This window comes from Streptomyces sp. YJ-C3 (assembly GCF_053891275.1).
In genome coordinates, this window is record NZ_CM132685.1 from 2,633,832 (window position 1) to 2,650,330 (window position 16,499).

15 protein-coding genes are annotated in these 16,499 nt (G+C 73.2%); 12 read left to right on the top strand and 3 right to left on the bottom strand.

The annotated features are described in order from the left end of the window. Nucleotides 1-20: 20 nt before the first annotated feature. A complete protein-coding gene (locus ACVHNB_RS11605) occupies nt 21-821 on the bottom strand; it encodes an IclR family transcriptional regulator (RefSeq protein ID WP_456227985.1) in 801 nt (266 codons plus the stop codon). 241 nt (nt 822-1,062) lie between these two features. Between ACVHNB_RS11605 and allB the strand changes: the two genes are divergently transcribed. After that, on the top strand, nt 1,063-2,409 hold the full coding sequence (gene allB / locus ACVHNB_RS11610; RefSeq protein WP_428951455.1) for an allantoinase AllB: 1,347 nt from the start codon (nt 1,063-1,065) through the stop codon (nt 2,407-2,409). A 5-nt stretch (nt 2,410-2,414) separates the two neighbouring features. Next, nucleotides 2,415-3,539, top strand: a complete 1,125-nt coding sequence (gene alc, locus ACVHNB_RS11615; protein ID WP_456227986.1) for an allantoicase — start codon at nt 2,415-2,417, stop codon at nt 3,537-3,539. Nucleotides 3,540-3,606: 67 nt separating this feature from the next. On the opposite strand, the gene ACVHNB_RS11620 is transcribed toward alc, so the two are convergent. Next, nucleotides 3,607-4,338 (bottom strand): SDR family oxidoreductase, encoded by a 732-nt coding sequence (locus ACVHNB_RS11620; RefSeq protein WP_428951453.1) that lies wholly within the window; start codon nt 4,336-4,338, stop codon nt 3,607-3,609. A gap of 202 nt (nt 4,339-4,540) precedes the next feature. Between ACVHNB_RS11620 and ACVHNB_RS11625 the strand changes: the two genes are divergently transcribed. Together ACVHNB_RS11625 and ACVHNB_RS11630 are read left to right on the top strand one after the other, a co-directional pair. Next, nucleotides 4,541-5,446, top strand: coding sequence for a DMT family transporter (locus tag ACVHNB_RS11625; protein WP_456227987.1), 906 nt, complete (start codon nt 4,541-4,543; stop codon nt 5,444-5,446). Nucleotides 5,447-5,511: 65 nt separating this feature from the next. Then, the gene (locus tag ACVHNB_RS11630) at nt 5,512-5,928 is read left to right on the top strand and encodes a ribonuclease (protein WP_456227988.1); all 417 of its coding nucleotides are present in this window, start codon (nt 5,512-5,514) and stop codon (nt 5,926-5,928) included. 40 nt (nt 5,929-5,968) lie between these two features. Here the strand turns inward: ACVHNB_RS11630 and ACVHNB_RS11635 are convergent, their stop codons facing one another. After that, entirely contained in the window at nt 5,969-6,187 is a 219-nt protein-coding gene (locus ACVHNB_RS11635; RefSeq protein ID WP_428951450.1) for a hypothetical protein, read from the bottom strand. 178 nt (nt 6,188-6,365) lie between these two features. Between ACVHNB_RS11635 and ACVHNB_RS11640 the strand changes: the two genes are divergently transcribed. The 8 genes from ACVHNB_RS11640 to ACVHNB_RS11675 all read left to right on the top strand — a co-directional run bounded on the left by ACVHNB_RS11640 (nt 6,366) and on the right by ACVHNB_RS11675 (nt 16,496). Further along, the gene (locus ACVHNB_RS11640; RefSeq protein WP_456227989.1) at nt 6,366-7,637 is read left to right on the top strand and encodes a sensor histidine kinase; all 1,272 of its coding nucleotides are present in this window, start codon (nt 6,366-6,368) and stop codon (nt 7,635-7,637) included. Nucleotides 7,638-7,692: 55 nt separating this feature from the next. Beyond that, on the top strand, nt 7,693-8,355 hold the full coding sequence (locus tag ACVHNB_RS11645; protein WP_456227990.1) for a response regulator: 663 nt from the start codon (nt 7,693-7,695) through the stop codon (nt 8,353-8,355). Between the two features lie 65 nt (nt 8,356-8,420). Continuing rightward, nucleotides 8,421-9,668: an ROK family protein gene (locus tag ACVHNB_RS11650; protein ID WP_456227991.1), complete on the top strand. Its 1,248-nt coding sequence runs from the start codon at nt 8,421-8,423 to the stop codon at nt 9,666-9,668. Between the two features lie 58 nt (nt 9,669-9,726). Further along, nucleotides 9,727-10,914, top strand: a complete 1,188-nt coding sequence (locus tag ACVHNB_RS11655; RefSeq protein WP_456227992.1) for a cytochrome P450 family protein — start codon at nt 9,727-9,729, stop codon at nt 10,912-10,914. A 304-nt stretch (nt 10,915-11,218) separates the two neighbouring features. Next, nucleotides 11,219-12,052, top strand: a complete 834-nt coding sequence (locus ACVHNB_RS11660) for an IclR family transcriptional regulator (protein ID WP_456227993.1) — start codon at nt 11,219-11,221, stop codon at nt 12,050-12,052. 148 nt (nt 12,053-12,200) lie between these two features. Beyond that, nucleotides 12,201-13,883, top strand: coding sequence for an OPT/YSL family transporter (locus tag ACVHNB_RS11665; RefSeq protein ID WP_456227994.1), 1,683 nt, complete (start codon nt 12,201-12,203; stop codon nt 13,881-13,883). Nucleotides 13,884-13,938: 55 nt separating this feature from the next. Continuing rightward, nucleotides 13,939-15,006, top strand: a complete 1,068-nt coding sequence (locus ACVHNB_RS11670; protein WP_428951442.1) for a M29 family metallopeptidase — start codon at nt 13,939-13,941, stop codon at nt 15,004-15,006. A gap of 221 nt (nt 15,007-15,227) precedes the next feature. Further along, nucleotides 15,228-16,496 carry an alpha/beta fold hydrolase gene (locus ACVHNB_RS11675; protein WP_456227995.1) on the top strand — a complete coding sequence of 423 codons (1,269 nt, stop codon included), beginning with the start codon at nt 15,228-15,230 and terminating at the stop codon, nt 16,494-16,496. Nucleotides 16,497-16,499 lie beyond the last annotated feature (3 nt).

Genomic DNA, 16,499 nt, shown 5'->3' on the forward strand with positions numbered 1-16,499 from the left:
CGCACCCGCAGACGGCCCCGCTAGGACGCCGCCCCGGAACTGGCCAGCGCCTCGGAGAGCTCCCGCGCCACCTGCTGGAGCACGGGCACGATCTTGTCCGTGGCCGCCTCGGTGACCCGCCCCGCGGGACCCGAGATGGAGATGGCCGCCGCGGTGGGCGAGTCCGGCACCGGCACCGCCAGGCACCGCACCCCGATCTCCTGCTCGTTGTCGTCGACGGCGTACCCGAGGCGCCGCACGTCCTCCAGCGCGTTCAGGAACCCGTCGGCCGTGGTGATCGTCTTCTCCGTGGCCGCGGGCATCCCGGTCCGCGAGAGCAGCGCCCGCACCTCGTCCGCGGGGGTGTTCGCGAGCAGCGCCTTGCCCACACCGGTGGAGTGCGGCAGCACCCGGCGGCCGACCTCGGTGAACATGCGCATCGAGTGCTTGGAGGGCACCTGGGCGACGTACACGATCTCGTCCCCGTCGAGCAGGGCCATGTTCGCCGTCTCGCCGGTCTCCTCGACGAGCCGGGCGAGATACGGCCGGGCCCACGTGCCGAGCAGGCGCGAGGCGGACTCGCCGAGGCGGATGAGGCGGGGGCCGAGCGCGTAGCGCCGGTTGGGCTGCTGGCGTACGTAGCCGCAGGCGACCAGGGTGCGCATCAGGCGGTGGATCGTCGGCAGGGGCAGACCGCTGCTCGCGGAGAGCTCGCTGAGCCCGACCTCGCCGCCGGCGTCGGCCATCCGCTCCAGCAGGTCGAAGGCGCGCTCGAGGGACTGGACACCGCCACTGGGCGTGGCCTTGGCGGTGTCGGTGGTGCTGGCGTCGGACGTCGGCACGGCGCGTTCCTTTCGAGGACAAGCAGGCGATGGTGCAGCCTACCGAGCGTTTCCCGACCAGTGATCCCTTGACCCCGAAGTTCGTCGGTAGCTACGTTCTGCGTACCGGAATAATAATTTCACTTTGTGGAAACGTCCAGAGAGTGTGCGGGACGTACGGTGCGCGCTGCGGACCCTTGACGGACCGCGAACGAGGAGTGAAGACTCCTTCAACAGAACGTTGAATCAGAGGAGGTCCAGGGTGTCGGACGTCGAAGTCGAACTGGTGCTGCGCTCGACCCGCGTCATCACCCCCGACGGTACGCGGCCCGCGTCGGTCGCCGTCGCCGCCGGGAAGATCGTCGCGGTGCTCGGCCACGACGCGGAGGTACCGGCGGGCGCCCGGCTCGAGGACTTCGGCGACCACGTGCTGCTGCCCGGCATCGTGGACACGCACGTCCACGTGAACGACCCGGGCCGCACCGAGTGGGAAGGCTTCTGGACCGCCACCCGCGCCGCCGCGGCCGGCGGCATCACGACCCTCGTCGACATGCCGCTCAACTCGCTGCCGCCGACCACCAGCGTCGACAACCTCCGCACCAAGCAGGAGGTCGCCGCCGCCAAGGCGCACATCGACGTCGGCTTCTGGGGCGGCGCCCTGCCGGACAACGTCAAGGACCTGCGCCCGCTGCACGACGCCGGCGTCTTCGGCTTCAAGTGCTTCCTGTCGCCGTCCGGCGTCGACGAGTTCCCGCACCTGAACGGCGACCAGCTCACCGCCTCGATGGCCGAGATCGCCGGCTTCGGCGGTCTGCTCATCGTGCACGCCGAGGACCCGCACGAGCTGGACGTCGCCCCGCACCACAGCGGCCCCAAGTACGACGACTACCTCGCGACCCGGCCGCGTGTCTCCGAGGACGTCGCGATCAAGGGCCTCATCGACACCGCGAAGCGGATCGGCGCCCGCGTCCACATCCTGCACCTGTCGTCCTCCGACGCGCTGCCGCTGATCGCCGCCGCCAAGGCCGAGGGCGTCAAGCTCACCGTCGAGACCTGCCCGCACTACCTCACGCTCACCGCCGAGGAAGTCCCGGACGGCGCCAGCGAGTTCAAGTGCTGCCCGCCGATCCGTGAGGCCGCCAACCAGGACCTGCTCTGGCAGGCCCTCGCCGACGGCACGATCGACTGCATCGTCACCGACCACTCGCCGTCCACCGCCGATCTGAAGACCGACGACTTCGCCACCGCGTGGGGCGGCATCTCCGGCCTCCAGCTCAGTCTCTCCGCGATCTGGACCGCGGCCCGCGAGCGCGGCCACTCCCTGGAGGACGTGGTGCGCTGGATGTCCGAGCGGACCTCCGCCCTCGTCGGCCTCGACGACCGCAAGGGCGCCATCGCCGTCGGCCGCGACGCCGACTTCGCGGTGCTCGCCCCCGAGGAGACCTTCACCGTCGACCCGGCCGCGCTCCAGCACCGCAACCGCGTCACCGCCTACGCGGGCAAGACGCTGCACGGCGTCGTCAAGTCGACCTGGCTGCGCGGCGAACGCATCGTCGCCGACGGCGAGTTCACCGCCCCGCAGGGCACGCTGCTCGAAAGGAACAAGTAACCACCATGTCCGCGAACTCTGGGATACCCAGCTTCACCGGTGACGCCAGCCCCTACGGCGGCGGCGACCCGTACGCCGACTACCGCACCGCGGACTTCCCGTTCACCCAGTACGCCGACCTCGCCGCGCGCCAGCTCGGCGCCGGTGTGATCGCCGCGAACGACGAGTTCTTCGCGCAGCGCGAGAACCTGCTCATCCCCGAGCGCGCCGAGTTCGACCCGGAGCACTTCGGCCACAAGGGCAAGATCATGGACGGCTGGGAGACCCGCCGTCGCCGCGGCACCGGCGCCGACCACCCGTGGCCCACCGCCGAGGACCACGACTGGGCCCTCGTCCGCCTCGGCGCCCCTGGCGTCATCCGCGGCATCGTCGTCGACACGGCCCACTTCCGCGGCAACTACCCGCAGGCCGTCTCGGTCGAGGCCGCGTCGGTCGCGGGCGCGCCCACCCCCGAGGAGCTCCTCTCCGACGACGTGAAGTGGACGACGCTCGTCCCCCGCACGGCCGTCGGCGGTCACGCGGCGAACGGCTTCGCGGTCGACGTCGAGCAGCGCTTCACGCACCTGCGCGTCAACCAGCACCCCGACGGCGGCATCGCCCGCCTGCGCGTGTACGGCGAGGTCGTCCCGGACCCGAAGTGGCTCGCCGCGCTCGGCACCTTCGACGTCGTCGCCCTGGCGAACGGCGGCCGCGCCGAGGACGCCTCGAACCTCTTCTACTCGCCGGCCTCCAACACCATCCAGCCGGGCTACTCCCGCAAGATGGACGACGGCTGGGAGACCCGGCGCCGCCGCGACAACGGCAACGACTGGATCCGGTACCAGCTCGTCGCCCAGTCGCAGATCCGCGCCCTGGAGATCGACACCGCGTACCTGAAGGGGAACAGCGCCGGCTGGGCCTCGGTCTCCGTCAAGGACGGCGAGGACGGCGAGTGGGTCGAGGTCCTGCCCCGCACCCGCCTCCAGCCCGACACGAACCACCGCTTCGTGCTCGACACCCCGGCGGTCGGCACCCACGCCCGGATCGACATCTTCCCCGACGGCGGTATCTCCCGACTGCGCCTGTTCGGCTCCCTCACGGAGCAGGGCGCGTCTCAACTGGCGGCCCGCCATGCGGAGTTGGGTGCGTAACCGATAGGAAGAGCCTGCGGGGCACACCGGCCTGACAGCACCGGTGTGCCCCGCATCTTTTGCGTGTCTACGCGGCGTGCCCGCCGTCCACCGCGAACTCCGCACCCGTGACGTACGCGGCCGCGGGCCCCGCCAGGTGGGCCACGGTCCCCGCGATCTCGTCCGCCGTGCCGAAGCGGCCCAGCGCCGTCATCTGCGCCTGCCCGGCCGCGAAGGGGCCGTCCGCCGGGTTCATGTCCGTGTCGACCGGGCCCGGATGGACGATGTTCGCCGTGATGCCCCGGCCGCCCAGCTCCCGGGCGAGCGCCTTCGTCAGACCGATCAGGGCCGACTTGCTCATCGCGTACAGCGTGCCGCCGGGGCCCGGGACGCGCTGCGTCATGCAGGTGCCGATCGTGACGATCCGGCCGCCCTCGCCCATGACCCGGGCCGCGGCCTGCGCGGCGAGGAAGACGCCGCGCACGTTCACCGCGAGGACCCGGTCCACGTCGGCGAGGGCCAGGCCGTCGAGCGGGCCGAGAACGCCGACACCGACGTTGTTGACCAGCACGTCGAGACGCCCGAGCCGCCGCGCCGTCACGGTCACCGCGCCCGCCGCCTCGTCCGCGTCCGCCGCGTCGGCACGCACCGCGAGTCCGCGCCGCCCCAGGGCCTCGATCCGGCGGACCACGTCCTCAGCCGCCTCCTTGCCCTGCACATAGGTCAGCGCGACGTCGAAGCCGTCCGCCGCGAGCCGCAGCGCCGTCGCCGCACCGATCCCGCGGCTGCCGCCGGTCACCAGAGCCACCTTGCCGTTCATGCTCTCTCCTGAGGTCATCGGTCGTTGTGGCCTCGAGTACAGCGGCGTACGGAGGCGGAAGCTGGCGGCAATCGGACGCCACGATCGGGCCCGGCGGAGGTATGGCCGGGACGATCACGCCACGGGTACGGTGATCGCTCCCGTGCGAGCCGCCGTCGTCTCCACAGCCTTCATGCCTCCATCCGAAGCCGGAGACCCGCCCTTGACCGCGCTCGCCCTGCCCGCGCCCCGCCCCCGTGCCTGGCTCACCGACGTCCCGCTCCTCGCGGTCGCGGCCGTCTGGGGCGCCAGCTACCTCGCGGCCAAGGGCGTCACCACCCGGTCCACCGTGCTCGCGGTCCTCGTGCTGCGCTTCGGGACGGTGCTGCCCGTGCTCGCCGTGGCCGGCCGACGGGCGCTGAAGAACCTGACCGCCGCCCAGTGGCGCGGCGCGGGCACGCTCGGCCTGATCCTCAGCGGCATCTTCCTGCTGGAGACGTACGGGGTCGTGCACACCTCGGCGACCAACGCGGGCCTCATCATCAGCCTCACGATGATCTTCACCCCGCTCGCCGAGGCGGCCGTCACCCGCACCCGGCCGCCCCGCGCCTTCGTGGCGGCGGCCGCGACCTCCGTGCTCGGCGTCGTCCTGCTCACCCAGGGCGGCGGATTCACGGCCCCGTCGGCCGGCGACCTCCTGATGCTCCTCGCCGCGCTCGCCCGCACCGTGCACGTGCTGGTCATGGCCCGGCTGAAGTCCGTCCAGGGAGCCGACGCGCTGCCGCTGACCACCGTCCAACTCGGCTCCGCCGTCGTCGTGTTCGCCCTGCTGTGCGCCGCGCCCGGCACGGGCGCGGCGCCGTGGGACGCGGCGGCCGCCTTCACCCCCGCCGGCTGGGCGGGGCTGCTGTTCCTGTCCGTCTTCTGCACGCTGTTCGCGTTCTTCGTGCAGATGTGGGCGGTGCGCCGCAGTTCGCCCTCCCGCGTCAGCCTGCTCCTGGGCACCGAACCGCTGTGGGCCGCGGCCGTCGGCATCGTGCTGGGCGGTGAACACCTGGGCGCGACGGGCCTGGTGGGCGGCGCGCTGGTGCTGGCCGGAACCGGATGGGGCCGCAGGGCCGCACGTTAACTCATGGAAAACAAGATGTAGTTGGTGTTGACGTGTACCCGTCTACGCGCGTCACACTAGGGGGCATGAAGATTCCCCCACGCTTCATCAGCGTCGCAGCCCTTGCCGCCGCTCTCTTCGTCGGCGGCCCCGCCACGGTCGCCGCCCAGGCCGCCCCGGCCCCCGTCGCCACCGCCGCCACGTTCTCCGCCGCCGCGGTCGGCGACATCTGCTACTCCGACCTGCCGTCCCAGGCACACGACACCCTGGACCTCATCGCGCAGGGCGGCCCCTACCCGTACGAGCAGGACGGCACCGTCTTCCAGAACCGCGAGGGCGTCCTGCCGTCCCGGTCCACCGGCTACTACCACGAGTACACGGTCATCACGCCGGGCTCCTCCGACCGCGGCGCCCGCCGCATCGTCACCGGAGAGGCGAGCCAGGAGGACTACTACACGTCCGACCACTACGCGTCGTTCGACCTCGTCGACCACGACTGCTAGACCACGACCGCCGAGCCGGAGCCTCTTCGGGGCCCGGGTCCTAGTCCGCCTTCTGACTCTCGGCGGCCGCGATCAGGGCGATCGCGACCACGATCAGCGCGATGCTGCCGTACACCTCGCGGCCGTCGAGGAAGCCGACATGGCGGATCAGGCCCCAGCCCAGCCGGCCGGTGAACTCGTGGACGATGCCGACCACGCCCTGGATCAGGGCGAGGCCGCCGACGATCTCCAGAATCTGCTGCACCTGCTTCTTGTTCATGCAAGGACTCTCGCCCCGCGGACCCCCCACTCACATCGGCCGCGGGGCGAGGCACGTACGACGCACGTCGCGGTCCGGACGGTGCCGGGCCGACCAAAGTCGCCGATCGCGCGACTTTGGTCGGCTCCGGGCGGCTCGGGGCGGTGCGGAGCCTCCACGGTGCGTAGATTTGTCGACCATGGAGGCATCGACGCGGAGCGGACACCCCGGGCAGGCGGCCCCGTCACCGTCGCGGTCCCGCCGCTGGCTGCTGCCGTCGGCCGTGGCCGACGAACTCGACCTCGACTCCGACGGCCGCCCCGGCCGTCGTCGGCGTACCGCCCGGGACTGGGCCGTCGACTTCAGCTGCTTCCTGATCGCGGTCTTCATCGGCATGCTCTCCGCCGACCAGCTGGACAAGAACCCGGACATCTCGCACGGCGTCGCCGTCCTCGACCAGCTCGTCGGAGCCCTGTCCTGCGCCGCGGTCTGGCTGCGCCGCCGCTGGCCGCTCGGCCTCGCCCTCGCGATGGTGCCCGTCGGCCTGCTGTCCGACAGCGCCGGCGGCGCGGTGGCGATCTCCGTGTTCACGCTGGCCGTCCACCGCCCGCTGCGCTACGTCGCCTGGGTCGCGGGCATCTCCATCGCGCTGATCCCGGTCTTCTTCTGGATGCGCCCCGACCCGAGTTCCCCGTACCTGGTCTCGGTCGCCTTCACCGTGATCATCGCGATCACCTGTGTCGGCTGGGGCATGTTCGTCCGCTCCCGGCGCCAGCTCCTGATGTCGCTGCGGGACCGCGCCCACCGCGCCGAGACCGAGGCCGCGCTCCGCGCCGAGCAGGCCCAGCGGCTGGCCCGCGAGGCCATCGCCCGCGAGATGCACGACGTCCTGGCCCACCGCCTGACGCTGCTGAGCGTGCACGCGGGCGCCCTGGAGTTCCGGCCCGACGCGCCGCAGGCGGAGATCGCCCGGGCCGCGGGCGTCATCCGGGAGAGCGCGCACGAGGCGCTCCAGGACCTGCGCGAGATCATCGGCGTGCTCCGGGCCGGCGACCACGGCGAGGAGTCCGGCCGGCCCCAGCCCACGCTCGCCGCCCTGGACCTGCTGGTCGCCGAGTCCCGCGAAGCCGGCATGAAGGTCAGCCTCGACAACCGCGTCACCGAACCGACCGCCGTGCCCGCCTCCGCCGGCCGCACCGCCTACCGCATCGCCCAGGAGGGCCTGACCAACGCCCGCAAGCACGCCCCCGGCGCCGAGGTCGCGGTCGTGGTCGGCGGCGCGCCCGGCGACGGCCTCACCGTCACGGTCAGCAATCCGCCGCCGCCCGGCGACGTGCCGCACGTCCCCGGCTCCGGGCAGGGCCTGATCGGCCTGACCGAACGGGCCACCCTCGCGGGCGGCCGGCTCGACCACGGGCCCGGACCCGACGGCGGGTTCGTCGTCCGGGCCTGGCTGCCATGGAGCGGCTGAGCGGCAGGCAGGACGACGGATCCGGTACGACAACGGTGTGACTACGGTGGGGGCCATGAACGTGATCCGTTTGCTGCTCGTCGACGACGATCCGCTGGTCCGCTCGGGCCTGACCTTCATGCTGGGCGGGGCGCAGGACGTCGAGATCGTCGGCGAGGCGGCCGACGGCGAGGAGGCCCTCGCGGTCGCCGGCACGGTCCGGCCCGACGTCGTCCTCATGGACATCCGCATGCCGAACATGGACGGCCTCACCGCCACCGAACGGCTCCGGGCGCGGACCGACGCCCCCGAGGTGGTCGTCCTCACCACGCTCCACGCGGACGAGCAGGTGCTGCGGGCGCTGCGCGCGGGCGCGGCCGGATTCGTGCTCAAGGACGCCACCCCCGCCGAGATCCTCGGCGCCGTGCGCAGCGTCGTGGCCGGTGACCCCGTGCTCTCGCCCGCCGTGACCCGGCAGTTGATGACCCACGCCGCCGCCTCCGAGCGGGACGTCCGCGCGGCGGGCGCCCGGCGCCGGCTCGACGACCTGGCCGACCGCGAACGCGACGTCGCCGTCGAGATCGGCCGCGGCAAGTCCAACGCCGAGATCGCCGCGACCCTCTACCTGAGCGTCGCCACCGTCAAGGCGCACGTCTCCCGCATCATGACCAAGCTCGACCTCACCAACCGCGTACAGATCGCGCTGCTCGTCCACGACGCGGGCCTGCTCGACGGCTGACCGTCCGCGGAGTCACGGTAAATTTCACACCGTGATCTAAGCGTTGCGCGAAGGGGGAGCCAGGGATGGCAGGGCCACGCCGGCGGACGGTGCGCGATCTGCGCCGCAACAACCGGGCGACCGTATTGAGCAAGCTCTACTTCGACGGACCGCTCAGCAGACAGGAGCTGGGCCCGCTCACCGCGCTCAGTTCCGGCTCCATCAGCAATGTCGTCGCGGAGCTGGTCGCCGACGGCCTGGTGGAGGAGGCCGGCTCCGTCGACTCCGACGGCGGCCGCCCGCGGACCCTGCTGCGCGTCGCGCCCGGCAGCGGGCACGTCGTCGGGGTGGACGTCGGCGAGACCCGGGTCCGGGTGGAGCTGTTCGACCTGTCCCTGAGCGAACTCGCGCGCGTGGACGCCCCGTTGCCCGACGCGACGCCGGACGGCACGTACGACGCCCACGAGGTGGTACGCCTCATCGCCGGCGGCCTCACCCAGGTCCTGGCCGGAACGGACGTCACCCCGGCGTCGCTCATCGGTGTCGGCATCGGCGTGCCCGGCATAGTGGACGCCTCCGGCCCGGCCGGCGCCGTCGTGCACGGCCAGACCATCGGCTGGGAGGCCGTGCCCCTGGAGGCGATGCTGCGCGCCCCGGGCGAACTCCCGCAGGAGATCCCGCTGTTCGTCGACAACGGCGCCAAGACGCTCGGCCGCGCCGAGATGTGGTTCGGCGCGGGCCGCGGCGCCCGCAACGCCGTGATCACCCTCATCGGCTCCGGCGTCGGCGCCTGCGTCATCGCCGACGGCGTGCCCTACCAGGGCTCCTCCAGCAGCGCGGGGGAGTGGGGCCACACCGTGCTGCGGGTCGGCGGCCGGCCCTGCCGGTGCGGGGCGCGCGGCTGCCTGGAGGCGTACGTCGGCGCCGAGGCGCTGCTGGAACGCTGGCGCGAGGCGGGCGGCGACCGGACGTCGCCGGACGAGGAGGGCGCGCTCGCCGAACTCCTCGCCGACCCGGGCCCGGCCGCCGCCGAACTCCTCGACGAGACCGCCGAGTTCCTCGGCGCGGGCATCGCCGACCTGGTCAACCTCTTCAACCCGGAGCGGATCGTCGTCGGCGGCTGGGCCGGTCTGCTGCTCGGCCCGCGCCTGATCGAACCGGTGCGCCGCGCCGCCGCCGCGTACGCGCTGCGCCACCCCTTCGCCCAGACCACCGTCGAACTCGGCCGCCTCGGCGCCGACGCGGTCACGGTCGGCGCGGCGACCCTGCCGCTCGCCCGGTTCCTGGAGACCGGCGGGAGCGGACGGGAACGGATCGTGAGCGGCGCGAGTTGAACAGGCAGAGCGGTGGACACCGGCCGGCGGCCGTGACGAGAGCGGGGGACACACAGCCATGGCAGATCTGAGCGGGACCGTCGACCTCGGCGAATTCGCCGCCGACGCACGGTCGTTCTACGCCGACCCCTATCCCGTGTACGACGCGCTGCGCAGGCACGCTCCCGTGCACCACGTGCGCACGCCGGGCCCCGGGCCCCGCGAGGAGGTCTGGCTGATCGTCGGGCACGAGGCGGCCCGGGCCGCGTTCACCGACCCGCGTCTGGTCAAGTCGCCGCCCTGGGGCTTCGAGGACTCCCTCATCGGGCGGCATCTGCTCTTCGCGGACCCGCCCGAGCACGGCAGGCTGCGCTCCCTCGTCACCCGCGAGTTCACTCCGCGCCGGGTGGTGGAGCTCGCGCCGCGCATCCAGAAGATCACCGACGAGCTGCTCGACGACATGGTGCCGCGCGGCTCGGCCGACCTGATCGCCGCACTCGCCTTCCCGCTGCCCCTCGTCGTCATCTGCGAGCTGCTCGGCGTCCCCGACATCGACCGGGACCGCTTCCGCCGGATGTCGACCCAGGTGGTCGCGCCCACCAGCGCCGACGAGTCGGACGTCTACGTCGAACTGGCCGCGTTCCTCGACGCGTTGATCGAGGACAAGCGCCGCTCGGAGCCCGCCGACGACCTGCTGGGCGCGCTCATCAGGACCACCGCGGAGGACGGCGACCGGCTCTCCCCCTCCGAGCTGCGCGCCATGGCCTTCCTCCTGCTGATCGCCGGCCACGAGACGACGGTGAACCTGATCGGCAACGGCGTCCGTGCCCTGCTCGACCACCCGGACCAGCTCGCGGCCCTGCGCGCCGACATGACGCTCCTGGACGGCGCGGTGGAGGAGATGCTCCGCTACGACGGCCCGGTCGAGACCGCCACCCACCGCTTCGCGGCGGAACCGGTCGAGATCGACGGCCGGGTGATCCCGGCGGGTGCCCCCGTCCTCATCGGCATCGGCTCGGCGGGCCGTGACCCGGACCGCTTCGCCCGCCCGGACGATTTCGACATCCGCCGCGACGCCCGCGGGCACCTGGCGTTCGGCCACGGCATCCACTACTGCGTCGGCGCCCCGCTGGCCCGCATCGAGGGACGGACGGCGATCCGGTCGCTGCTGGAGCGCTGCCCGGACCTGGCCCTGGACGGCGAGCCGGACAGCTGGCTGCCCGGGGTGCTGATGCGCGGGGTCCGGGGACTGCCGGTGCGCTGGTAGCCGCCGACCGTCCCCAGGAGCTCCGATCTCCTACGCCGCGGACAGCGCCCTGATGTTCGCGGCGGGCGCCGCGCTCGGCCCGTCCGTCCGCACGTCCGGCGCACAGCTTCTCCGCGCCGGCACGCCGCCGCGCAGGGCCCGGTCCGCACCGCCGACCAGCGTTGATCCGCCGTCCGGCGGCGCGTCGCGGACGTGCCGAAGAACACCCTTGACACTCGCACCCCACCGAACTCATAGTTCTCGCCCCTGAGCGCAACGACGTTGCGCTCAGCGCACCGAGCAAGGGTACGGAGAGGAGCGAGCGATGACCGAGGCGACCCGCAGGAACGCCGACGACACCGCGGACGAGGCCGACCGGGACGACACCGCGGACGCCCCGGCTCCACCCCAGCCCGGCGTCCTCCAGGGCGCCGACCGGGCCCTGCTCGCCCTGCTCTCCTTCACCGAGCGCCGCCCGGAGTGGGGCGTGAGCGAGATGGCGCGCCGGCACGGCTGGGACAAGGCCGTCGCCCAGCGCATCCTCACCACGCTCGCCTCCCGCTCCTTCCTGACCTGCGACACCACCACCCGTCGCTACCGGCTCGGCCCCGCCGTCTCCCGGCTGGCCCGCGCCGGTGAGCACAGCGGCGTCCTGCCGTCGCTCGTCCGCCCCATCCTCGCGGGCCTGCTGCGCGAGACCGGCGAGAGCGTCGTCCTGAACGTGCCACAGGGCGCGGGCTACCGATGCGCCGCCGCCGTCGACGGCACCGGACCCGTCCGCTACACCGCGATCATCGGCGCCGTCATGCCCGGCCACGCCGGCGCCTCCGGCCACGCGATCTTCGCCCACTACCCCGAGGCCGAGATCCAGCGCCTGTTCGGAGCCACCCCGCTCCAGCGCTTCAACGACCACACCGTCACCGGACTCGACACCCTGCAGAGCCTGTACGCCGACGTACGCGCCCAGGGGTACAGCGTCAGCCACGGCGAGTACGACGAAGCCGTCGCCGCCGTGTCCGCCCCGGTGTTCCAGGCCGGCTCCGTCGCCGCCTCGCTCACCGTCATCGGCCCCGCGCACCGCATCACCCGCGCCGCCGACCGCATCACCGCACTCGTCCTGGCCGGCGCCGAGGAGGCCACGGCCGCCTTCGGCTCCTGACCCGGCCGGCGCGGCACCGCCCGCCGGACCACCACCGCCCGTACGACGCGCCCCGCACCGCCGTACGCGGCTCGCTGCCGCCTGCCCGCACCAGCCCCGCCCGTCCGCCCGTTCCAGGGGACGAGCCCGCCCACCAAGGGGTGCCCCCGTGTCGCACCACACCTCGCCGTCCGCCACCGAGCCGCCCCCGCCGCGCGACCCGGACCGGACCGCAGCGCCGCCGGGCGCCGGTCACCCGCGCGTGCGCGAACCCGTCGTGTTCGTCGTCCTCGCCGCGCTCTCCGTCGTCGGCGCCGTCATCGGCGCGGACCTCGTCGCCAGGCTCGGGATCTCCGCCAACACCTCGGTCGTCGGCGCCCTGATCGCCATGCTCATCGGACGCATCCCGCTCGGCGCGCTGCGCTCGATGCGCTCCGTCCACCGGCAGAACCTCGCGCAGAGCGCCATCTCCGCCGCCACCTTCGCCTCCGCCAACGCACTGCTCACCTCGATCGCGGTGCCGTACGTGTTCGGGCGCCAGGACCTGGTCTGGCCGATGCTCGCCGGCTCGTTCGCGGGCCTGCTCATCGACACCTGGGTGCTGTACCGGTCCTTCGGCTCGCGGCTGCTGCCCGCCGACGGCGCCTGGCCGCCCGGCACCGCCGCGGCCGAGACCATCAAGGCCGGTGACAAGGGCGGCAAGCGTGCCCTGGTGCTCGGCGCGGGCACCCTCGTCGGCATCGGCGGCACCCTGCTGAGCCTGCCGCTGTCCGCCGCGGGCGTCGCGTTCCTCGGCAACGTCTGGGCCCTGCTGATGTTCGGCGTGGGCCTCGGGCTGCGGGAGTTCGGCCCCGACCTGTTCCACACCGACCTCGGCGCGGGCTACGTCCCGCACGGCGTCATGGTCGGCGCGGGCGTCGTCGCGCTCGGCCAGGCCGTCGTCATGCTGGTCCGCCGCCGCTCGACGGCCGCGCCGGACTCCACCGGGCCCGCGGCCCCCGAGGCGCCGGCCGCCGACCCGACCACCGCGTACACCGTCGACGAGCGGGCCCTGCGCCGCTCCCTCGTCCGCGGCTACGCCCTCTTCGTCGCCGGCGCCGTGCTGCTCGCCGTCCTCGGCGGACTGATCGGCGACATGAGCCCCCTGGGTCTCGTCGGCTGGGTGCTGTTCGCCGCGTTCGCCGCCCTCGTGCACGAGCTCATCGTGGGACTCGCCGCCATGCAGTCCGGCTGGTTCCCGTCCTTCGCCGTCACCCTGATCTTCCTGGTCTTCGGCCTGCTCATCGGCATCCCCTCGGTCCCGCTCGCCCTCCTCGTCGGCTATGTGTCCGCCACCGGGCCCGCCTTCGCCGACATGGGCTACGACCTCAAGGCCGGCTGGCTGCTGCGCCGCGACCACCAGCCCTGGGACCCCTTCGAGCGGGAGGGCCGCCGCGAGCAGTTCCGCGCCGCGCTCATCGGCTTCGCCGCCGCCCTCGTGGTCGTGGCCGTGCTCTGGCAGTCGTACTTCCGCCAGGGCCTCGTCCCGCCGGTCGCCAAGGTCTACGCCGACACCGTCAAGCACGGCCTGGGCGAACCCGGAGTACTGCGCACGCTGCTGCTGTGGGCGATCCCCGGCGCCCTGATCCAGCTGATCGGCGGCACCCGGCGCCAGATGGGCGTGATGCTCGCGACCGGCCTGCTGATCCTCACCCCGCACGCCTGCTTCCTGGTCCTCGCCGCCCTCGCGGTCCGCGTCGGCTACCGCAAGTGGCGCGGCCCGCGCGCCGACGAGGAGCTGAACCTGGTCGGCGCGGGCCTCATCGCGGGCAGTTCGCTCGGCGACTCCGCCCAGATCATCAAGGCGGGCTGACGCTCCGCCTCCTCGAACCACCTCTCCCACCCGCACCCCCGCAAGGAGCACCACCATGGAGATGTTCAGCCGGCTCGAACCCCGGGCCGAGTACCTGAGCTACGAACTCGCCCTCGCCGCCCGCAAGCTGGTCGAGCAGGTGATGCTCGTCAAGCCCGGCGAGCACGTCGTCCTCACCGGCGACACCAGCAGCGACCGGCGCGTCGTCGACGCCACCGCGCAGGCCGTCGCCGCCGCGGGCGCCCACCCCGTCGTCGTCTGGTCCGAGACCATGCCCAGCTCGTCGATGGAGCCGCCGCGTCCCGTCGCCGGCGCCATCGCGGACGCCGACGTGTGGATCGAGTTCGCCGTCTCGTACGTCATGCACTCCGACGCCTTCCGGCGCGCCATGGCAAACGGCTGCCGCTACACCAACCTGACCGCCATGGACGTGCACATGCTCGTCGCGACGGTCGGCCGCCCCGACTTCGAGGGCGTCATCAAGCTCGGCAAGGCACTGGTCCGCCTCCTGGAGCAGGCCGACGAGGTCCGCATCACCTCCGCCAACGGGACCGACATCACCGGCCGCAACGGCGACCGCCCGATCAACCTGCGCGGCAAGCCCGCCGAGAAGCCCGGCGAGACCGTCATGCTCTCCGGCCAGATCTCCTGGAACCCCCTGGAGGAGACCCAGGACGGCGTCCTCGTCTTCGACGGCGCCCTGTGGCCGCCGGACCAGCTCGGCCTGCTGCGCTCCCCGGTGCGCTGCACCGTCGAGAAGGGCGTCGTGACGAAGATCGACGGCGAGGGCCAGGACGCGGAGATCTTCCGCCGCTGGATGGAGTCCTGGGACGACCCGAACATGTTCCGCGTCGCCCACTGGTCGCTCGGCTTCAACCCGGGCGTGCCCGCGCCGACCGGCCGCATCGTCGAGGACGAGCGCGTCTTCGGCTGCGTGGAGCTCGGCATCGGCACCAAGGGCGCCTGGATCGGCGGCGAGCCGTGGGTCTCGGCCGCCCACACCGACGGCTCGATCCTCGGCCCGTCGATCTACCTCGACGGCGAGTGCATGGAGAAGGACGGCGTGTACGTGCACCCCGAGCTGGTGAAGATCTGCCGCGAACTGGGCGTGGCCGGCTACTGATCCGCTCCGCGGGTCCGAGGGTGACGGTCCTGGCCGGCGGGCGCCGTCGCCGACCGTCGCGCCGTCGTAGCCGGTCGCGCAGTTGCCCGCGCCCCTGAAATGCCAGCATTGCGTGCAGCATTGCCCCGATGAAGGGCGCGGGGAACCACGCGACCGGCCCCCGACCCACCCGCAGCCGGGAACGCACCGCTCACCACCCCTCCGAGGAGCCGACCCCCCCCATGACCCCCAGCTACCGCCACAGCGGCCTCGTCTGCACCGACCACACCCTCGACGTCCCCCTGGATCACGCCAGGCCGGACGGCCCGCGGATCAGCGTCTTCGCCCGCGAGGTCGTCGCGGAGGGCATGGAGGGGCGCGAACTGCCCCGCCTGCTCTGGCTCCAGGGCGGCCCGGGCGGCCGCGCCGAGCGCCCCAACGCGGCCGGCGCCTGGCTGCGCCGCGCGCTGCGGGAGTACCGCGTCGTCCTTCTCGACCAGCGCGGCACCGGCCGCTCCACCCCGGCCGACCGCACCACCCTCGCGGGGCACCCGGACCCGGCCCAGTACCTCACGCACTTCCGCGCCGACGCGATCGTCCGTGACGCGGAACTGCTGCGCCGCCGGCTCCAGGGCGACCGCCCCTGGACCGTGCTCGGCCAGAGCTTCGGCGGGTTCAGCACCCTGACCTATCTGAGCCTGGCCCCCGAGGGCCTCGACCGGGCGCTGATCACCGGCGGCCTGCCCACGCTCACCGGTCACGCGGACGACGTCTACCGGGCCGCGTACCGGCGCACGCTCGCCACCAACGCCCGCTACTTCTCCCGCTACCCGGGGGACCGCGCCCTGGCCGAACAGGTGGCGGACCACCTCGCCGAGCACGACGTGCGGATGCCGTCGGGCGAGCGCCTGAGCGTGCGGCGCTTCCAGTCGCTGGGCATCACCTTCGGCACGTCGTCCGGGTTCGACACCCTGCACTACCTCCTGGAGTGCGCGTTCGTCGCGGGCCCGGACGGCCCGGCCCTCTCGGACCCGTTCCTGCGCGGCGTGGACGGCGTGGTCTCGCTCGCGCCGCGGCCCCTCTACGCGGTGCTGCAAGAACCGATCTACGCCCAGGGCGGCCGCGCCACGGCCTGGTCGGCGCACCGGATCAGGTCCGAGTTCCCCGAGTTCGACGCCGACGGGCGCGGCCCGCTGCACTTCACCGGCGAGATGATCTACCCCTGGATGTTCGACGAGGACCCGGCCCTCGCCCCCCTCAAGCCCACGGCGGAGAGCCTCGCCCACCGCACGGACTGGCCCGCCCTGTACGACCTCGACCGGCTCGCCGCCAACGACGTCCCGGTCGCCGCCGCGGTCTACCGCCACGACATGTTCGTCGACCACGACCAGTCCCTGGAGACGGCGTCCCTGGTGCGCGGCCTGCGCCCCTGGGTCAGCGACACGCACCTCCACGACGGCGTGAAGGCGGACCCGGCCGTCCTGGACCGCCTGCTGACCACTGAGCCGTAGGGG

What these genes read in the sequence shown, in the direction of transcription:
- alc (WP_456227986.1), top strand. Translation starts at nt 2,415, where the DNA reads ATGTCCGCGAACTCTGGGATACCCAGCTTCACCGGTGACGCCAGCCCC.
- ACVHNB_RS11620 (WP_428951453.1), bottom strand. Translation starts at nt 4,338, where the DNA reads ATGAACGGCAAGGTGGCTCTGGTGACCGGCGGCAGCCGCGGGATCGGT.
- ACVHNB_RS11630 (WP_456227988.1), top strand. Translation starts at nt 5,512, where the DNA reads ATGAAGATTCCCCCACGCTTCATCAGCGTCGCAGCCCTTGCCGCCGCT.
- ACVHNB_RS11635 (WP_428951450.1), bottom strand. Translation starts at nt 6,187, where the DNA reads ATGAACAAGAAGCAGGTGCAGCAGATTCTGGAGATCGTCGGCGGCCTC.
- ACVHNB_RS11640 (WP_456227989.1), top strand. Translation starts at nt 6,366, where the DNA reads ATGGAGGCATCGACGCGGAGCGGACACCCCGGGCAGGCGGCCCCGTCA.
- ACVHNB_RS11645 (WP_456227990.1), top strand. Translation starts at nt 7,693, where the DNA reads ATGAACGTGATCCGTTTGCTGCTCGTCGACGACGATCCGCTGGTCCGC.
- ACVHNB_RS11650 (WP_456227991.1), top strand. Translation starts at nt 8,421, where the DNA reads ATGGCAGGGCCACGCCGGCGGACGGTGCGCGATCTGCGCCGCAACAAC.
- ACVHNB_RS11655 (WP_456227992.1), top strand. Translation starts at nt 9,727, where the DNA reads ATGGCAGATCTGAGCGGGACCGTCGACCTCGGCGAATTCGCCGCCGAC.
- ACVHNB_RS11660 (WP_456227993.1), top strand. Translation starts at nt 11,219, where the DNA reads ATGACCGAGGCGACCCGCAGGAACGCCGACGACACCGCGGACGAGGCC.
- ACVHNB_RS11670 (WP_428951442.1), top strand. Translation starts at nt 13,939, where the DNA reads ATGGAGATGTTCAGCCGGCTCGAACCCCGGGCCGAGTACCTGAGCTAC.
- ACVHNB_RS11675 (WP_456227995.1), top strand. Translation starts at nt 15,228, where the DNA reads ATGACCCCCAGCTACCGCCACAGCGGCCTCGTCTGCACCGACCACACC.